Annotated in this window: 14 protein-coding genes; 9 read left to right on the top strand and 5 right to left on the bottom strand. The window is 63.3% G+C overall.

Annotation, left to right across the window (positions count from 1 at the left end):
- The first annotated feature begins 163 nt into the window (after nt 1-163).
- Together HF916_RS13750 and HF916_RS13745 are read left to right on the top strand one after the other, a co-directional pair.
- A complete protein-coding gene (locus HF916_RS13750; RefSeq protein ID WP_168789493.1) occupies nt 164-607 on the top strand; it encodes a hypothetical protein in 444 nt (147 codons plus the stop codon).
- Nucleotides 608-680: 73 nt separating this feature from the next.
- A complete protein-coding gene (locus HF916_RS13745; RefSeq protein ID WP_168789492.1) occupies nt 681-1,064 on the top strand; it encodes a hypothetical protein in 384 nt (127 codons plus the stop codon).
- A gap of 26 nt (nt 1,065-1,090) precedes the next feature.
- Here the strand turns inward: HF916_RS13745 and HF916_RS13740 are convergent, their stop codons facing one another.
- The 3 genes from HF916_RS13740 to HF916_RS13730 are packed head-to-tail and all read right to left on the bottom strand — an operon-like array spanning nt 1,091 to nt 7,362.
- Complete coding sequence (locus HF916_RS13740) at nt 1,091-2,509, bottom strand: efflux transporter outer membrane subunit (RefSeq protein WP_168789491.1); 1,419 nt, start codon at nt 2,507-2,509, stop codon at nt 1,091-1,093.
- Entirely contained in the window at nt 2,506-5,673 is a 3,168-nt protein-coding gene (locus HF916_RS13735; RefSeq protein WP_168789490.1) for an efflux RND transporter permease subunit, read from the bottom strand. The genes HF916_RS13740 and HF916_RS13735 overlap by 4 nt, the downstream gene beginning before the upstream one ends.
- Before the next feature lie 3 nt (nt 5,674-5,676).
- Nucleotides 5,677-7,362, bottom strand: a complete 1,686-nt coding sequence (locus HF916_RS13730) for an efflux RND transporter periplasmic adaptor subunit (protein ID WP_168789489.1) — start codon at nt 7,360-7,362, stop codon at nt 5,677-5,679.
- A gap of 664 nt (nt 7,363-8,026) precedes the next feature.
- Here HF916_RS13730 and HF916_RS13725 point away from each other — a divergent pair.
- The 3 genes from HF916_RS13725 to HF916_RS13715 all read left to right on the top strand — a co-directional run bounded on the left by HF916_RS13725 (nt 8,027) and on the right by HF916_RS13715 (nt 10,417).
- Entirely contained in the window at nt 8,027-9,190 is a 1,164-nt protein-coding gene (locus tag HF916_RS13725; protein WP_168789488.1) for a patatin-like phospholipase family protein, read from the top strand.
- A gap of 219 nt (nt 9,191-9,409) precedes the next feature.
- The gene (locus tag HF916_RS13720; RefSeq protein ID WP_168789487.1) at nt 9,410-10,120 is read left to right on the top strand and encodes an SDR family NAD(P)-dependent oxidoreductase; all 711 of its coding nucleotides are present in this window, start codon (nt 9,410-9,412) and stop codon (nt 10,118-10,120) included.
- Nucleotides 10,121-10,180: 60 nt separating this feature from the next.
- Nucleotides 10,181-10,417, top strand: coding sequence for a tautomerase family protein (locus HF916_RS13715; protein WP_168789486.1), 237 nt, complete (start codon nt 10,181-10,183; stop codon nt 10,415-10,417).
- A 41-nt stretch (nt 10,418-10,458) separates the two neighbouring features.
- Here the strand turns inward: HF916_RS13715 and HF916_RS13710 are convergent, their stop codons facing one another.
- Nucleotides 10,459-11,559, bottom strand: coding sequence for an NAD(P)H-dependent flavin oxidoreductase (locus HF916_RS13710; protein ID WP_168789485.1), 1,101 nt, complete (start codon nt 11,557-11,559; stop codon nt 10,459-10,461).
- A gap of 162 nt (nt 11,560-11,721) precedes the next feature.
- Between HF916_RS13710 and HF916_RS13705 the strand changes: the two genes are divergently transcribed.
- Nucleotides 11,722-12,633: a LysR family transcriptional regulator gene (locus HF916_RS13705; protein ID WP_168789484.1), complete on the top strand. Its 912-nt coding sequence runs from the start codon at nt 11,722-11,724 to the stop codon at nt 12,631-12,633.
- A gap of 39 nt (nt 12,634-12,672) precedes the next feature.
- Here HF916_RS13705 and HF916_RS13700 read toward each other — a convergent pair whose 3' ends face one another.
- Entirely contained in the window at nt 12,673-13,812 is a 1,140-nt protein-coding gene (locus HF916_RS13700) for an FUSC family protein (protein WP_168789483.1), read from the bottom strand.
- A gap of 289 nt (nt 13,813-14,101) precedes the next feature.
- On the opposite strand from HF916_RS13700, the gene HF916_RS13695 reads away from it, so the two are divergent.
- The 3 genes from HF916_RS13695 (at nt 14,102) to msrA (ending at nt 15,561) form a co-directional block, all read left to right on the top strand.
- Nucleotides 14,102-14,527: an Ohr family peroxiredoxin gene (locus HF916_RS13695; RefSeq protein ID WP_168789482.1), complete on the top strand. Its 426-nt coding sequence runs from the start codon at nt 14,102-14,104 to the stop codon at nt 14,525-14,527.
- A gap of 91 nt (nt 14,528-14,618) precedes the next feature.
- Entirely contained in the window at nt 14,619-14,891 is a 273-nt protein-coding gene (locus HF916_RS13690) for a hypothetical protein (RefSeq protein ID WP_168789481.1), read from the top strand.
- A 163-nt stretch (nt 14,892-15,054) separates the two neighbouring features.
- Nucleotides 15,055-15,561 (top strand): peptide-methionine (S)-S-oxide reductase MsrA, encoded by a 507-nt coding sequence (gene msrA / locus HF916_RS13685; protein ID WP_168791989.1) that lies wholly within the window; start codon nt 15,055-15,057, stop codon nt 15,559-15,561.
- Nucleotides 15,562-15,665: the final 104 nt, after the last annotated feature.

The following is a 15,665-nucleotide window of genomic DNA, read 5'->3' as shown; positions in this document are numbered from 1 at the left end:
CGCCTGCACGCGCTTGCGCGTGCGGCGAGCGCCGCGGCTTCCGTCCCGGATGCACGACGCCGCCATCGTTCGCTGACGCACGTACGCTGTTCGCGTAGCCGTGAGAGACTAATGTCTAGCGTGCGTTCAGCCTGCCGACGCCCGCAGTTCGTGCACGTCAGCCATGGAACCTCGTCCTCTCAGAGTGCTTGCCGCACTCCTCGCCTCAAGCGTCGGCTTCTGCCCGCCGGCATCGCATGCCTACGCGCTCGACGCACAGTTCGACTGCCAGGCGAGTCCCCACGCCTTCATCACGCAACTCATCGACGAGAACTACATCGAGTCCAATCCCATGCGGGTCGACACGAACTCCGTCAACGCGTTTCGTCCCGTGCACGGCAGCGACATGACCGTCTTCGGCTTTCGCGTCTACGCCGTGCTCGGCTACGAGCCGGACGACGAGATGTTCAAGAAGGGCCGCGGCCAGGCACTCGCGGACCCGTTATACGGCGTCGTGCTGTCCGCGCCGAGCGAGTCGGTCGAGTCGCGCGTGCGCGCGGCCGGAAGCACCGCCAAGGTGCACTCGGTCATTCCGTTGCTGCTGACCGCGGTGATCTGCAGCGGTTGACGGAGCGCGGCCGAGCGGCGTGGTGCTATGCTTTTCGCTCCTCATCGCCCACGTCGCCAAGGTCCTCACGCCGATGCCCTCGTCCGTCCGCAACTCGCTCATCTGGATCTTCGACGCGTTCGAGCGCGATCCGACTTACATCAGCAAGCGGATGTTCGGCAGCGACGCCGCATATATCGATGGTCTTTTGTGCCTGATTGCCGCGGATCGCGACAAGCCGTGGAATGGCCTGCTGGTGTGCACATCGCACGAGCGCCACGCCGCGCTCGTCGATGAAATGCCGGCTTTGCGGCCGCATCCGGTGCTCGGCAAATGGCTCTACATAGCGCAAGACGATCCGGCGTTTGAAACCGTCGCCGAAGCATTGACGGCGCTGGTGCTGGCCCGCGATCCGCGCGTGGGCGTCGAGCCGAAGCCGCGTGCGCGCGGCAAGAAATCTACGCTGCCAAAGGCGTAGCGCGTCACGCCGTTCGACTGGCCGGCTCACCCACGCGTTTGCGCCTGCGAGCCGGTGTCGACGGTCCAGCCATAGCCGAGCGCCTTGTACAACGCGACGATCTCCGCAAGCTGCTGATCCTGCAACTGCGACTGCTGAAGCTGCGCATTGAACAGACTGCGCTCGGCGTCGAGCACTTCCAGGTAACTCGTATAGCCGCCCTCGTATAAATCCCGCGCGAGCGAAGCATATTGCGCGAGCGCCTCGACCTGGCGATTGGTCGCCTGCAACTGGTCACGCACGCGCGCCACGCCGACGAGGGCATCTTCTACATCGGCAAAGGCGGACTGGATAGCCTGCTCATAGCTGAACAGCGCCTCTTGCTGCTGCGCCTCGGCGGTGCGTACCGATCCCGTGATCGCGCCGCCGGTGAAGATCGGCTGCGCGATCGCGCCCGCAAACGACCAGATGCGCGCCGGCCCCGTCCACAATCCTGAGAGCGCCGTGCTCGCCGCGCCGAACATGCCCGTCAACGAAATGCTCGGGAAGTACTGCGCGCGCGCCGCGCCGATCGACGCGTTCGCGGAGATCAGCGCCTGTTCGGCCTGCAGGATATCCGGCCGCCGTTCGAGCAGCGACGACGGCAGGCCCGCCGGAATCGCGGGCGCGCTGAGTTGCGTCAGCGGTTTGCCGCGCGGAATTGGCCCCGGGTTGTCGCCGAGCAGCAGCGACAATGAATTTTCCTGTTGAGCGATCTGCTGCTGGAACGCATACACCGACGCCTGCGCCGACTCATACTCGGATTTCGCCTGGCTCACCTGGAGTTGCGAGACGACGCCGCCTGTGAAGCGCTCCTGAAACAGCGAGAGTGCATCGGAACGGCTGGCCAGAGTCGACTTCGCAATTTCCAGCCGCTGGTCGAGATCGCGCAGCAACAAATACGACGTGGCCACGCTCGAAATCAACGCGATGCGCGTCGCCTGCTGCGCGGCCTGGGTGCCCAGATAGTCGGCGCGCGCGGCTTCGGTCATGCGCCGTATGCGGCCGAACAGATCGATTTCCCACGACGCCATCACGTCCAGTTGCACCTGATTGCCGACCGCCGGCGCGAAGCCCGGCGCCGGTACGCTGCGGCCCCGGCCGCCGCCGAAGTTCGCGCTGACTTGCGGGAAGAGCCCGGCACGCGTCGTCATCAGGCGACCGTAAAACTCATCGACGCGCGCGGCGGCGATGGCGAGATCCTTGTTCTGATCGAGCGCTCGCTGGATCAGACCGTCGAGCACCGGATCGTTGAACTGGTTCCACCATTGCACCGCGCCCTGATCGAGCACTTCGGCATCCGGCGACGCGTAACGGAACGACGACGGTGTATCGACAGCAGGCCGGTGATAGTCGGGGCCGACCGTACAGCCGGCAAACCAGCAGGCGCACACGACGGCCAATAGGCGACACTGAGGGAATCTCATGTCCCCCCCTCCCGCGGCCCTGGCGACACCGGCGGTCCGGCATCCGGCGCAGGCGCCTTCTTGCCGCGCGACGACAGCGTTTCGAGTCCCCAGAAGAACATCGGAATGAAGAACAACGCGATGACCGTCGCGCCGAGCATGCCGAAAATCACACCGGTGCCGAGCGAGCGCCGGCTCGCAGCCGATGCGCCGCTCGCGATCGCCAGCGGCACGCAGCCGAGAATGAACGCCAGCGACGTCATGATGATCGGCCGCAGCCGCAGCTTCGCGGCTTTGAGCGCGGCGTCGTACGGGGACAGCGCTTCCTTCTCGCGCATCTCGACGGCGAATTCGAAGATCAGAATCGCGTTCTTGGCCGCGAGCGCGATCAGCACGGTCAGGCCGATCTGGAAGTACACGTCGTCTTCCATGCCACGCAGCAGGATGCCGATAAGCGCGCCGAATATCGCGAACGGCACCGCGAGCAGCACGCCGATCGGCAGCGACCACTTTTCGTATTGGGCGGCGAGGATCAGGAACACCATCAACAAGGCAAAACCGAACACGAGGCCCGCGGTCGAGCCGGCCTGCTTTTCCTCATAAGCCTGACCGCTCCACGCATAGCTGTAGCCGTCGCCGAGCACCTCCTGCGCGATCTGCTCCATCGCGGCGATGGACTCTCCCGAACTGTGTCCCGGCGCGGAATCGCCAGTGATCTTCGCGGCGGGAAAGTTGTTGAAGCGTGTGACGATGTCGGCGCCCGGCACGAAACGGACGGTCGTGACGGCCTTGATCGGCACCATGTCGCCACTGCGATTGCGTACGTAGAGTTGCTGGATGTCGTCCGGCTGCGTGCGGTATTGCGGCTCGGCCTGCACGATCACCTGGAAGAGCCGGCTGCTCTTCGGAAATTGACTCACGTACGAGGAGCCGAACATGGTCTGCAACGCGGCGTAAATGTCCTGAATTGGTACACCGAGCGATTCCGCGCGCTCCCGGTCGACCTCGACGAGCAATTGCCGCGAGTTCGTGTTGATGGTCGAGTTCACGCCGCGTAACGCCGGATTCTGACGCGCCTTCGCAATGAACGCGCGGACCTTCTCTTCGAGTTTTTGATAGCTGTCGTCGCCAGTGCTTTGCAGCCAGAACTCGAAGCCGCCCGTGGTGCCGAGCCCTGGAATGGACGGCGGATTCAGCGGCACCACCACGCCGTCCTTGTAGCCGGAAAAAGCCTTGTTCGCATCGCGGATCAGGTCTTGCGCAGTGCCGTTCTCGCCACGGTCCTTGAAGCCTTTGAGCGTGATGAATAGCGTGCCCGCATTCGACTTGTACTGCGAGTCGATCAGGCTGTAACCGATCGGCGCGGCGACCGATTTGACCGCGGGCTGCTTCGCGAACCATTGTTCCGCGCGCTGCGAGAGGTCGCCGGTGCGGTCGAGGCTCGCCGCGTCCGGCAGCACCACCGCGCCGAGCAGATAGCCCTGATCTTCAGTGGGCAGGAAGGACGAAGGAATGTGCTTGAACAACCCGGCCGTCGCGGCCACCATCGCGACGATCAGCAGGATCGACAACGCGACGCGACGCATCGCGAGTTGCACCGCGCGTCCATAGCCTTGCGTCAGGCGGTCGAACCGTTCGTTGAACCAGAGAAAGAAGCGGTTCTTCTTGTGCGTGCCGGGCTTGAGCACGATCGCGGCAAGCGCCGGCGACAGCGTCAACGCAACAATGCCGGAGATCACCACCGAGACGGCGATCGTCACCGCAAACTGTTTGTACAACTGCCCCGTGATGCCGGACAGAAACGCCACGGGAATAAACACCGCGAGCAGCACGAGCACGATCGCGATGACCGGTCCGGTCACTTCGTCCATCGCGTGTTTGGCGGCCTCTTTCGGCGGCAGACCGAACTCGGTCATATTGCGTTCGACATTCTCGATCACGACGATCGCGTCGTCGACGACGATACCAATGGCCAGCACCATGCCGAACAGCGTCAGCATGTTGATCGAAAAGCCGAATGCCAGCATGCCGATGAACGCACCGAGAATCGACACGGGCACGGCGAGAAGCGGTACGAGCGTCGCACGAAAGCTCTGCAGGAAAATGAACACGACGAGAATCACGAGGATCACCGCGTCACGCAATGTGTGAATGACCTCACCGATCGATTCGTGCACGAACTCAGTCGTATCCAGCGCGACTTCATATTTGAGGCCGGGTGGAAAGGCCTTTTGCAACTGCTCGAGCGTGGCATGCACCTGCTTGGCAACCTGCAGCGCGTTCGCGCCCGGTTGCTGGTACACGGCGATCAGCGTCGCGGTCTTGCCGTTGTAGCGTCCGCGCAGCGAGTAATCTTTCGCGCCGAGTTCCGCGTGGCCGATGTCCTTGATGCGGATGGTCGACGCGTCGCCCGACCCGGCGCGCAAGATGATGTTGTCGAAATCGGCAGGCTCAGTCATGCGGCCTTTGGTCGCCACCGGAAACGTCTGCTGAACCGGCGCGTTCGTGGGTGCCTGGCCGAGGCGGCCCGCGGAAAATTGCTGGTTCTGGTTGCTGATCGCCTGCTGCACGTCGGCGACGGTGATGGCGAGCTTCGCCATGCGGTCAGGCTTGATCCAGATCCGCATGGCGTAGTCGGCCGAACCGAAAATCGATGCCTGATTCGCGCCCGGAATGCGCTTCAACGCATCGAGCACATAGACGTTCGCGTAGTTCGCCACATACGACTGGTCGAACGCGTTGTCCGGCGAGTAGATCGCGATCACCATCATGAACGCCGACGAACGCTTCTGCACCGAGACGCCCTGCGCCGTCACCGAATCGGGCAGCGTGGGCAGCGCCAGGTTCACGCGATTCTGCACGTCCACCTGCGCCAGCGACGGATCCGTGCCGATGTTGAAGTACGCCGTCAACGTCATGTTGCCGGTCGACGAGCTGGACGAGTTCATGTACATCATGTTGTCCGCGCCGTTCACCTGCTGCTCGAGCGGCGCCGCGACGTTCTGCGCGACGACCTCCGCGCTCGCGCCCGGATAGGTCGCGCTCACGGTGATGGTCGGCGGCGCGATATCGGGAAACTGCGCGATCGGCAGGTTGAACATCGCGACGGTGCCGGCCACCACGAGGATGATCGACAGCACCGACGCGAAGATCGGCCGGTCGATAAAAAAGTGGGCGAACTTCATCGATCAGCCCCCCGTCGACGGCGCGAGGGTGACATCGACACGGCGCGACTTGTCGGGCGCGTCGCTTGCCACGATGCGCGCGGGACGGCGCATATCGATACGCGCGACATCGACACCCGCGACAATCAGCGCTGAACGGACTGTCGCGGCGCGCGCGGCGGCGAGCTTGACGTTGGCTTCATAGGAGCCGCTGGAATCGGTGTAGCCGGAAATCACGGCGCGCGAACCAGGCGCGGCGAGCAAACGGCGCGCGACGCCCGCGAGCGCGTCGGCCGACTGCGAATCGAGGCTCGCGCTGCCGACCGCGAAGAACACCGCCGTCTGTCCGGAGGTCGCCGCTGATGCGCTGCCCGCGCCCGCCGATGTGCTGTTTGCCTGACCGGTGGTGTTGCCTGACGCGCCCGCGGAGCCCGCTGCGGCAGCGCCATTCATTGAGCCCGAGGCGGCAGTTGTTCCAGCTTGGCCCGCCACGCTCGCCGCGTTGCCACCGTTATCGCCGCTGCCAGCCGGCCCCGCGCCGCCGCCCGACAACGCGGCAATATTCACGCTCGCGGCCGGCATCGGCACGACGTGTGCATTCACCGCCGCACCAGGCATCAGCCGCAACGTGTTGTCGATCACCACGCGATCGCCCACGCGCAGACCAGAATTGACGACCCAGTCGTTGCCGTTCCACTCGCCCGTTTCGATCGCACGTTGCTGGGCTTTGTTGTCCTTGTCGATGGTCCACACATATTCGCCGCGAGGTCCCTGCAAGATCGCGCCTTGCGGTACGGCGACCGCCGCGGTCCGCTCGGCGCCGAGCAGCTTGATGCGCACGAACTGGCCGGGTCGCAGCGCGCCCGCGGGATTGGGCACGGCCGCGCGAATCAGATACGTGCCGGTCTCGGAACTGAGCGACGCGTCCCTGAACGCGATATGGCCGCGTTGCGGATAGATGCTGCCGTCGGCGAGCACGATGACCGCTTCGAGATCGTCAATCTGCGGCAGCTTCAGCGTGCCATTCGCGGTCTGCGTGCGCAGTTGCAGCATTTCGTTCTCGGACAACGAGAAATTGATCCACATGGGATCGAGCTTCGCGACATAAGTCAGCAGGCTATTGGTCGAATCGATGTAAGAGCCGTTCTGCTTTTTCGCGAAGCTCGACAGGCCGGTGACGGGCGCCGTGATGGTCGTGTAGCCGAGGTTCAGGTTGGCGCTCGTGACGTTAGCACGTGCCTGTTCGAGCGCCGCCGCCGCTGCCTGCTGCTGGCCGATCGAATCGTCGAGATCTTTCTGGCTCAACGCATTCTTCGCGACGAGCGGACGCACGCGGTTGAGATTCGCCTGCGCGGTGTCGAGACGGGCTTTTTGCTGCGCGTACTCTGCGCGCGCGGCGTCCAGACTTGCCTGGAAGGGTTTGCGATCCATCACGAACATCACGTCGCCCTGATGGACCATCGAGCCTTCCTGATAGACGCGCTTCTCGAGAAAGCCGTTTACGCGCGCGCGTATTTCGACCTGCTGCGAGCTTTCCGTCTGGCCGACATAATCGAACACGACCGGCACGTCGCGTAATGCAATGTCGACCACGTCAACATTGACCGGTGGGCGCGCGGCTGCGGGCGCCTCTTTTTCATGGCACCCGCTCAGCGTCGCGAAGGCTGTCAGTACGAGGCAAGCGGCAAAGACGTGCGTCCGTCGTGTCATCTTGATCTCCGTCGGAAAATCTCCGCGGCGGTATGACGCGGGCGTCGAGGCGCAACCGGCCACTCCGGAGACTTGCAGCTCCGGTGCGGGCCTGGCAACACTGTTGAAACTGCGCTAACGCGTCAGCTTCGCGTCCGCGATGCGCGTGCTCTCGCAGGCAGGTTCGCTTGCTGATCAATTGCTGCGTTAACTACGGAAGTCAAAAGGAAGTGGACGGCCACAAGCCGCCTGGTGGGTGTGATGCCAATGAATGCGTGAGGACTCGCTCGCCAACCGGTGCATACGTGCTCCTTTTTTTTCTAGCGGCATGTCAATACGATGCCTGACGCCTTGCAGTGGCGGCAGAAGGCAATGGCCAGTCGCCGCGGAAGGCTTTCTATTTGTTTGCTGAGGAAGTGTAGCATCGCTAATCAAAAAAACAACACGCGATCAGAATAAGAGAGTGAGTGGATTATCGAAAGCCAGGATCCGCGTAGTCAGCGCTTTTTCAATGCGCTGAAAGAGATCGGACAATATCTAAATCGCATTAAAACGTTATCTAGCGTCAACGCACCTATTTTTAAAATTAAGGAAACGTTGACTAAATTCACCGCTGCGCGTGATGGCGTGGATCCATACCGTGGCAGAATCAGCGGCACCGCAGCATGGGGCCGGGAGGCTTGTGATGGGCAACGAAACACACGTCGAACATCAGACCGGCGCAACCAGCGGGTCGGACGCCGCACCGGACATTCCTGGCCAGATTGTGCTGGTCTTTCAGGGCGGCGGCGCCCTCGGCGCTTACCAGGCGGGCGTGTATCAGGCACTTCATGACGGCAAAGTCGAACCTCACTGGGTCATCGGCACCTCGATCGGCGCGATAAATGGCGCGATCATCGCCGGCAATCTGCCCGAAAACCGTATGGCGCGCTTGACCCAGTTCTGGAACGGCGTGGCACGTCACGGCATCGAGGCGGCAAACTGGCTGCCGGGACTCGCAAACTGGCTGCGCGATCTCGCCACGGTCACTCAAGGCGTGCCGTCGTTTTTCACGCCGCAGTTGCAGTCCTGGGCAGGCCTTCAGGCACGCGTTCGTTCCGATCAGGCTGCGTTCTATTCAACCGGACCACTGCGCGAAACGTTGGCCTCGCTAGTCGATTTCGACTACCTGAATCAGAAGACGACGCGGCTGACAGTCGGCACGGTCAATGTCCGCAGTGGACGCATGCGCTACTTCACGAATCGCGATGCGCTGCTGGACGTCGAACACGTGATGGCTTCCGCCGCTTTTCCGCCCGGCTTCCCGGCGGTGCAACTGGAAGGCGAATCGTACTGGGACGGCGGCATCTATTCGAATACGCCGCTCGAAGCCGTACTCGATGACCGGCCGCGGCGCGACTCGGTGATTTTCTCGGTGCAGTTGTGGCCTTCGAGCGGTCCGGAACCTGAATCGATCTTGCAGGTCATGAGCCGGCAACGCGACATTCAGTATTCGAGCCGCGCGGAAAGTCATCTCGATCGACAGAAGCAGATTCACCGCTTGCGTCACGTGATCCGTGAACTCGGCCAGCATCTGCCCGAAGCGACACTCAATGATCCGGAGGTGCGCGATCTGCTCGGCTGGGGCTGCGGCACGACGATGCGCGTGCTGGAACTCGACGCACCGGCATTCGATAACGACGACCTGAACAGGGACATCGATTTTTCTGCGGCCGGCATCAAACGGCGCTGGCTTGCGGGTTACGAAGACACGGTCCGCTTGCTGAAGCGCGCACCGTGGCGAGAAACACTGGACCCAATGGAAGGCCTCTCGGTCTTTCGCATGGCCTCGGCGGAAAGCCAAAAATAAATCGCGTCAGCGCCGCAAGCAGCAACTCGCGACGCCGGGCGCGGCGTAGGCGTTGCGCGCCCGCCCACTCACCGCAAAACCCATTTGTACCTCGCACGCAAGACTGTTTGTCCATGGCGGGTGTTCGAGATCGGCGCCGATGCGCCTAAATTTCATACCCATCGGAGCCACTGGCCCGATCAGCATTTGATCCCAAGTTACTTATCCGGAGATTTAGCCATGAACACGTCACAAAAAGTCGTTGTCATTACGGGTGCATCGCAAGGCATCGGCGCCGAACTGGTCAACGCGTTTCGCAAGCTCGACTACCGCGTCGTCGCAACCGCACGTTCGGTCAAGCCCTCGGAAGATCCGAACATCCTGACCGTGGCAGGCGATATCGGCGACCCGGCCACCGCGCAGCGCGTGATCCGTGAAGCCATCGCCCGTTTTGGCCGCATCGACACTCTCGTCAATAACGCCGGCATCTTCGTCGCCAAGCCCTTCACCAGCTATACGGCCGAAGACTACGCCAAGGTCACCGCCGTGAACCTCAACGGCTTCTTCTTCATCACGCAGTTGGCCATCGCCGAGATGGAAAAGAACGGCAGCGGCCACGTGGTCAGCATTTCCACGAGTCTCGTCGACCACGCCATCGACGGCGTGCCCTCGGTGCTGGCCTCGCTGACCAAAGGCGGCCTGAACGCGGCCACGAAGTCCCTCGCCATCGAATACGCGAAGAAGGGCATCCGCGCGAACGCCGTCGCGCCGGGCATCATCAAGTCGCCGATGCATGCGGAAGAAACCCATGCGGCGCTCGGCGCACTCCATCCTGTCGGGCATATGGGCGAAATGAGCGATATCGTGAACGCAGTCCTGTTCCTGGACTCGGCGCCGTTCGTGACGGGCGAAATCCTGCACGTCGACGGCGGCCAGAGCGCAGGCCACTGATCGCGCCAGGGCGCCGCTGACCGGCGCCCTTCACGTCAACCGAGGATTACGGAGAACGCCATGCCTATCGTCACAATTCAGGTGACCCGCGAAGGTTCCAAACCCGGCAACGATGCCGTCACGGCCGACGAAAAAGCCATGCTGATCGCAGGCGTCAGTCAGGTGCTGCTGGACGTGCTGAACAAGCCGCTCGCAGCGACCTTCGTGGTCATCGAAGAAGTGGACACCGAAAACTGGGGCTGGGGTGGATTGCCGGTCGAGGCCTATCGCAAGCAGCTAGCCCAGAAGCCGGGTTGAGCGTCGGGACGCGATCGATCAACCCGTTGCGCTGTTAGTTTTCAGTTCGCGAACTGCCGCAGCTGCTCGATGCTCTGCTTCAGTTCGCGCTCCAACTGGGCCATGAGTTCCAGCGCTGGCAACGACCTTGCCAGCGCTGCGGCTTGGCCTGCCCATTGCGCGCCGTAGCCGAACTCCCCTTTCGCCTTCGCTGCCGCATTCAGCGCCTTACCGGCATCGTAGGTGATGGGATAGGCGGGCGGCGTGGGCGAACGCGCGTCGGCGCCAAGCGCCGTGAAGCTGTTCGCCATGCTTCGCGCCACCCGCCCTGAGATCGCCGCCGTGAAAGTCGTGCGGCGAGCCGCCTCGCCAAGCAACGCGCGACGGTACCCCTCGTCGATCGACGTTTCCGGGCACGCCACAAAGGCCGTGCCAAGCTGCGCGGCCTGAGCGCCGAGCGCGAGCGCCGCCGCAATGCCGGCGCCGTCCATGATGCCGCCGGACGCAATCACCGGCAGCCGGCATTCCCTGACCAGCAAACGCGTCAGGGCGAACGTGCCCAACCGGTCGTCGAATGCATCCGGGTCGAAGACACCGCGATGCCCGCCGGCCTCGATACCTTGCGCCACGATCGCATCGAGGCCCGCCGCTTCAACCTGCGCCGCTTCCTCCAGATTTGTCGCACTGGCGAGCAGCTTGATGCCCGCCTTCCTTAGTTCGGCGATGACATCGGCGAAAGGCAGGCCGAAGTGAAAACTGACGATCGCCGGCTTCTCCTCCAGAAAAACCGCCAGCATGGCGGGGTCCGCAAGAAAGCTCGTGTAGATCTCCGACAGCTTCGCCGGCGGCGTTGCCCCATACTTTTCGAAATGCGGCGCAAGCCAGCTCAACCATTGCTGCTCGACCGCGGCATCCGCTTGCGCAGGCTGATGGCAGAAAACGTTGACGTTGAACGGCTTGCCCGTCAATGCGCGCGTCTCCCTGATCACCTTGCGCGCGCCGTCAGCGTTCATCGCTCCGACGCCCAACGAGCCGAGCCCGCCTGCATTGGAAACAGCCGCGGCCAGTGCGGGCGTGCTGACACCCGCCATCGGCGCCTGAATGATCGGTTTGTCGATGCCCAGCAAGGGCAGCAAGGCACGCTTGCCTGTCTGATTGGTCATGTCGCTTCCTCATCGAGTCTCACTACAATATAGTCCTGATATTCCGTACGAACCCTTGTTCCGCGCCGAACGCGGCCGAGCCGCCGTTGCGTTCGCGGGGCGGCCATTCCGGGCGGCATTGCCCGGACAAGACAGCGCGATCAGGCACCTCGCCGAGAGACCATGCAGCGTCAATTTGAAGATGTCCTTCTGGGCAGTATCGAGCTGTTCTGCCTGGCGGCCGAACTGGAGAGTTTCACCGAGGCCGCGAACGCCGCGAGCGTTACGCCGGCCGCCGTCAGCCGCACGGTCGCGCGTCTGGAGGAGCGTCTCGGCGTGCGATTGTTCGTGCGGACCACCCGCCAGATCCGGCTGACCGATGCGGGACGACGGTACTTCGAACAATGTCGTCTGGCGCTCGCCCAGCTCGCCGAAGCCGAGCGCGAAGCCACCGGACAGCAAACCGCGCCGACCGGCGTGCTGCGCATCAGCATGCCGACGCCGTATGGACACTACCGCGTGCTGCCCCTGCTGGCCGAGTTTCGCCAACGCTATCCGGGCGTGACCGTCGAAACGCATCTCAGCAATCGCAATATCGATTTTGGCGAAGAAGGCTTCGACCTGGCCATTCGCGGCGCGGCGCCCGGAGACTCCGGGCTGATCGCGCGCACGATCGAGGACGCGGAACTGGTGGTCGTCGCTTCGCCGGCTTATCTGCGTGGCGCCGCCAAACTGAAAACGCCCGACGACCTGATCCATCACGACTGTGTCCAGTACGCGTTGCCGAGCACCGGCCGCAATCTTCCGTGGCTGTTCAAATACGAAAACGAGGTTGTCGAGACGATGACGAGCGGCGGTTACACGTCATCGGGCGACGTGCTTGCCGGGGCAACGCTCGCGCGTCACGGAGCGGGCCTTTTTCAAACCTATCGGTTCATCGTCGAGAAAGACATCGCCGCGGGAACGCTCAAGGAATTGCTCATTCCCTATGGCGGTTGTTCGCGGCCGTTCGTGCTGCTTTATCCGCATGCCCGGCATCTCTCGTCGCGCGTGCGCAGTTTCGTCGACTTCCTGATGGAAAAACTGGGATCGTAGGCTGGCGGATGGTTGCACGACGCTCGCCACGACGACCCGTCACAAGCGCAACGGAAAGATGAACCTCGCCGCCAGCAGTCCAACCACTCCGCCGAGGAGCGTCTCCCAGGCGCGCGCGCCAAGAATCGAAATGGAGTGCACGCCGCCGATCGCCAGCGTCACGATCAATGTGAAGGCGAACGCCCCGCAAGCGATGTCGTAGCGATCGGGCAATGCCATCGCGTAGATGATCATGGCGGCCGCGACGGCGGCCCAGGCGAGCAACGGCGCGTGCTCGACGAGCGGCAGGCAGGCCAAACCCAGCGGAACGCCGACCAAGGTGCCGATGATCCTTCGGCGCACCCGTTCCGCCGTGCCGCTCGCCGAGCCCGCCACCACGTAGGTGCTTGCCGTGATTGCCCAGGCGGACTCCTTGAGTCCGATCGTCTCGTTCAACAGGACCACGGCCAGCGCGCCGCTCGCCGCCTGCAGGCCCATGATGAGTTCAGCCGAAAGTTTCCAGCGATCCGGCATGTCGACGGGCGAGAGCACCGTCATGGCCGGACGCTCCGCCGGACCGCTGAGCAGACGCGGAACAATGGACGCGAGCATGGCGATCAGCCCCGCCACTACGACGGCCGGCAGATCGGCCAGCGTCAGATGAACGGTGTAGGCCAGCAATTGGCCGATGAATATCTGGGAGCCCATTCCCGCGCCCAGAATGCCAAAGCGCTTGAGGTAGCCAACGAGAAAGGCGCCCGTCACGAGCGTCAGTTCGGGGCCCGCCTTGCCGATTGTTTGCAGGATGGGGGCGAATCCGATGAACATGGCGGCGCCGAGCACGGCGGCGGCACACAGGAATGCCAGGTCGCGGCTGGACTCGGGCCGGGAGATGCGCGCTTCCGAAACGCTGGCCCATAGCGCGAAGTTGCCCGCCAGCGAACCGACCAGCGTCGCGCCGGGCAGACCGTGCGTGATGTCCTGCAACGTCCCGAGCGCGGCGGCGATCCCGTAGGCGGTGACGAGCCGCAGTCCCTTGATCCGGCGATGCGTGCCGGGATCGAGCTGCTCCAGCCATGTCGTCGCCGACCTTAAGGCGCCACGTCCGCCCTCGGCCGTGGGCTCAACTCGAATGCCATCGCTCGCCGCACGACTTTGCGCGTCGGCGCCGATCTCTTTGTCGTCGTCCTCCGGGATCATCGTTCGCTTCACGGCGTGGTGCGCGTCGGATTGGGGTACCTCGTAGTCTAGTCGATCGGAACGGCGCGGACCGGTCGGAAATCGTTGTCAGCGGCTCGGGTCGCCAGCCCGGTGACGGCCGCGTCCTGACGGCCATCGATCGATCGCGGGCTTTGACTATCGAAAGTCGCATACGATTTAATCGCACACGCTTGACAACATCAAAGTTCTTCTTCATTATGCGACGCATGCGATTGCATCGCATCCGATTTAAAGCAACTTCACACCGATGTCCCTCAAGGAATTCATCATGACCAAGATCGAAACTGTCCTGCTCACCGGCAAAACCCATACGACGTTCAGCGGCCGCGGCGGTCGCGTCGACCTCAATCTGTCGGCGGCCAAAGGCGCCGGCGCGGACATCGCGTTCCCGGCTGTAGAGGCGCATCCGACGGCGGAGCAGTTGTTCGCGGGCGCCTGGTCGGCCTGTTACATCTCCGCGATCGGCCTCGTGGCTCAGGCGAAGAAGGTGACGCTTCCGTCCGATCTGTCCGTGGATATCGAGGTGGATCTGGGCATGACCGGCGACGCCTACCTCCTCCAGGCCCGCTTCAACGTCAGCGTGCCGGGCGTGGCGCGCGAAGTCGCCGAGGCCATCGCGCATGAAGCGCACCAGATCTGCCCGTACTCGAAAGCCACGCGCGGAAACATCGACGTCGTCGTCAACGTAGCTTGATCCTTTTTTCGGTCACTGAACCGGCATTTCAGGGCGCGATCCGGCAAGGCTCGCGCCCCCTCATCGAACATCTTTTAAGCGGAGTTCCATCATGAAAACCAAACTCGTTGCTGCATTGCTCCTCGTACTGTCTGCTTCCGCCGCCGCGCCCGCGTTCGCCAGCGGCTATGGTCCGGCTCCCTTCTACCGGCCTTCGGTCGGCGCCCCGGCGTCGCAACGCGGCCAAAGCGCGCAAACCGTTGCCGCAAGTAACGACGACGCAGCCGGCTCGCAAGCGGCGTATGGCGGCGTCGTCTCCGGTCAGTCGGAATCCGCGAGCCGTGTCGCCGTCGCGCCCCGCGACAACCTTTACGCACGTCATTGAGGCGCGCGGCCGGCCGCGGCAACGTCCCGGCCGGTCATGCATGCCAATGGCGCCATGATGGGCTTTGCCTGCCCGTCGGCTGGCCGAGCCGATCTCTGGCATGCTTGCGGGATCGCATCCGATAAACGGCGAGCCAACCACTGACGAAAAGGATTGGATTGAAATGACGACGCAAACCGAAACCGCCATCCTGGCCGGCGGCTGCTTCTGGGGCATGCAAGACCTGCTGCGGCGCTACCCCGGCGTGCTGTCCACGCGCGTGGGCTACACGGGCGGCGACGTGCCGAACGCCACTTATCGCAACCACGGCACGCACGCGGAGGCGCTCGAAATCGTGTTCGACCCGAGCCAGATCAGCTATCGCAAGATCCTGGAGTTTTTCTTCCAGATTCACGATCCGACGACGAAAAACCGCCAGGGCAACGACATCGGCATGAGCTACCGCTCGGCCATCTTCTATCTCGACGATGAGCAGAAGCGAGTGGCCGAGAAAGCCATCGCTGACGTCGATGCGTCCGATCTCTGGCCCGGCAAGGTCGTCACCGAGATTGCTCCCGCCGGCCCGTTCTGGGAGGCCGAGCCGGAACATCAGGACTATCTGGAGCGCATTCCCGACGGCTACACCTGCCACTTCGTCCGCCCGAACTGGAAGCTGCCCGAGCGCGGCTGAAGGTTAAATTGAGCGTCAACGGTCGAGCAACGCCGTGGCGCAATAAACGAAGAAGCCCGCGAACATCGTTCGCGGGCTTCTTCGTTTGGCGGCGCCGGATGGGC

This window comes from Paraburkholderia aromaticivorans (assembly GCF_012689525.1).
Classification (GTDB): Bacteria; Pseudomonadota; Gammaproteobacteria; order Burkholderiales; family Burkholderiaceae; genus Paraburkholderia; species Paraburkholderia aromaticivorans_A.
Note: the sequence above shows the minus strand (reverse complement) of the source record. Positions and strands in the feature narration are given on the sequence as shown.

Excerpts from the sequence above, each read along its gene's own strand:
- HF916_RS13750 (WP_168789493.1), top strand. The coding sequence starts at position 164 with ATGGAACCTCGTCCTCTCAGAGTGCTTGCCGCACTCCTCGCCTCAAGC.
- HF916_RS13745 (WP_168789492.1), top strand. The coding sequence starts at position 681 with ATGCCCTCGTCCGTCCGCAACTCGCTCATCTGGATCTTCGACGCGTTC.
- HF916_RS13740 (WP_168789491.1), bottom strand. The coding sequence starts at position 2,509 with ATGAGATTCCCTCAGTGTCGCCTATTGGCCGTCGTGTGCGCCTGCTGG.
- HF916_RS13735 (WP_168789490.1), bottom strand. The coding sequence starts at position 5,673 with ATGAAGTTCGCCCACTTTTTTATCGACCGGCCGATCTTCGCGTCGGTG.
- HF916_RS13730 (WP_168789489.1), bottom strand. The coding sequence starts at position 7,362 with ATGACACGACGGACGCACGTCTTTGCCGCTTGCCTCGTACTGACAGCC.
- HF916_RS13725 (WP_168789488.1), top strand. The coding sequence starts at position 8,027 with ATGGGCAACGAAACACACGTCGAACATCAGACCGGCGCAACCAGCGGG.
- HF916_RS13720 (WP_168789487.1), top strand. The coding sequence starts at position 9,410 with ATGAACACGTCACAAAAAGTCGTTGTCATTACGGGTGCATCGCAAGGC.
- HF916_RS13715 (WP_168789486.1), top strand. The coding sequence starts at position 10,181 with ATGCCTATCGTCACAATTCAGGTGACCCGCGAAGGTTCCAAACCCGGC.
- HF916_RS13710 (WP_168789485.1), bottom strand. The coding sequence starts at position 11,559 with ATGACCAATCAGACAGGCAAGCGTGCCTTGCTGCCCTTGCTGGGCATC.
- HF916_RS13705 (WP_168789484.1), top strand. The coding sequence starts at position 11,722 with ATGCAGCGTCAATTTGAAGATGTCCTTCTGGGCAGTATCGAGCTGTTC.
- HF916_RS13700 (WP_168789483.1), bottom strand. The coding sequence starts at position 13,812 with ATGATCCCGGAGGACGACGACAAAGAGATCGGCGCCGACGCGCAAAGT.
- HF916_RS13695 (WP_168789482.1), top strand. The coding sequence starts at position 14,102 with ATGACCAAGATCGAAACTGTCCTGCTCACCGGCAAAACCCATACGACG.
- HF916_RS13690 (WP_168789481.1), top strand. The coding sequence starts at position 14,619 with ATGAAAACCAAACTCGTTGCTGCATTGCTCCTCGTACTGTCTGCTTCC.
- msrA (WP_168791989.1), top strand. The coding sequence starts at position 15,055 with ATGACGACGCAAACCGAAACCGCCATCCTGGCCGGCGGCTGCTTCTGG.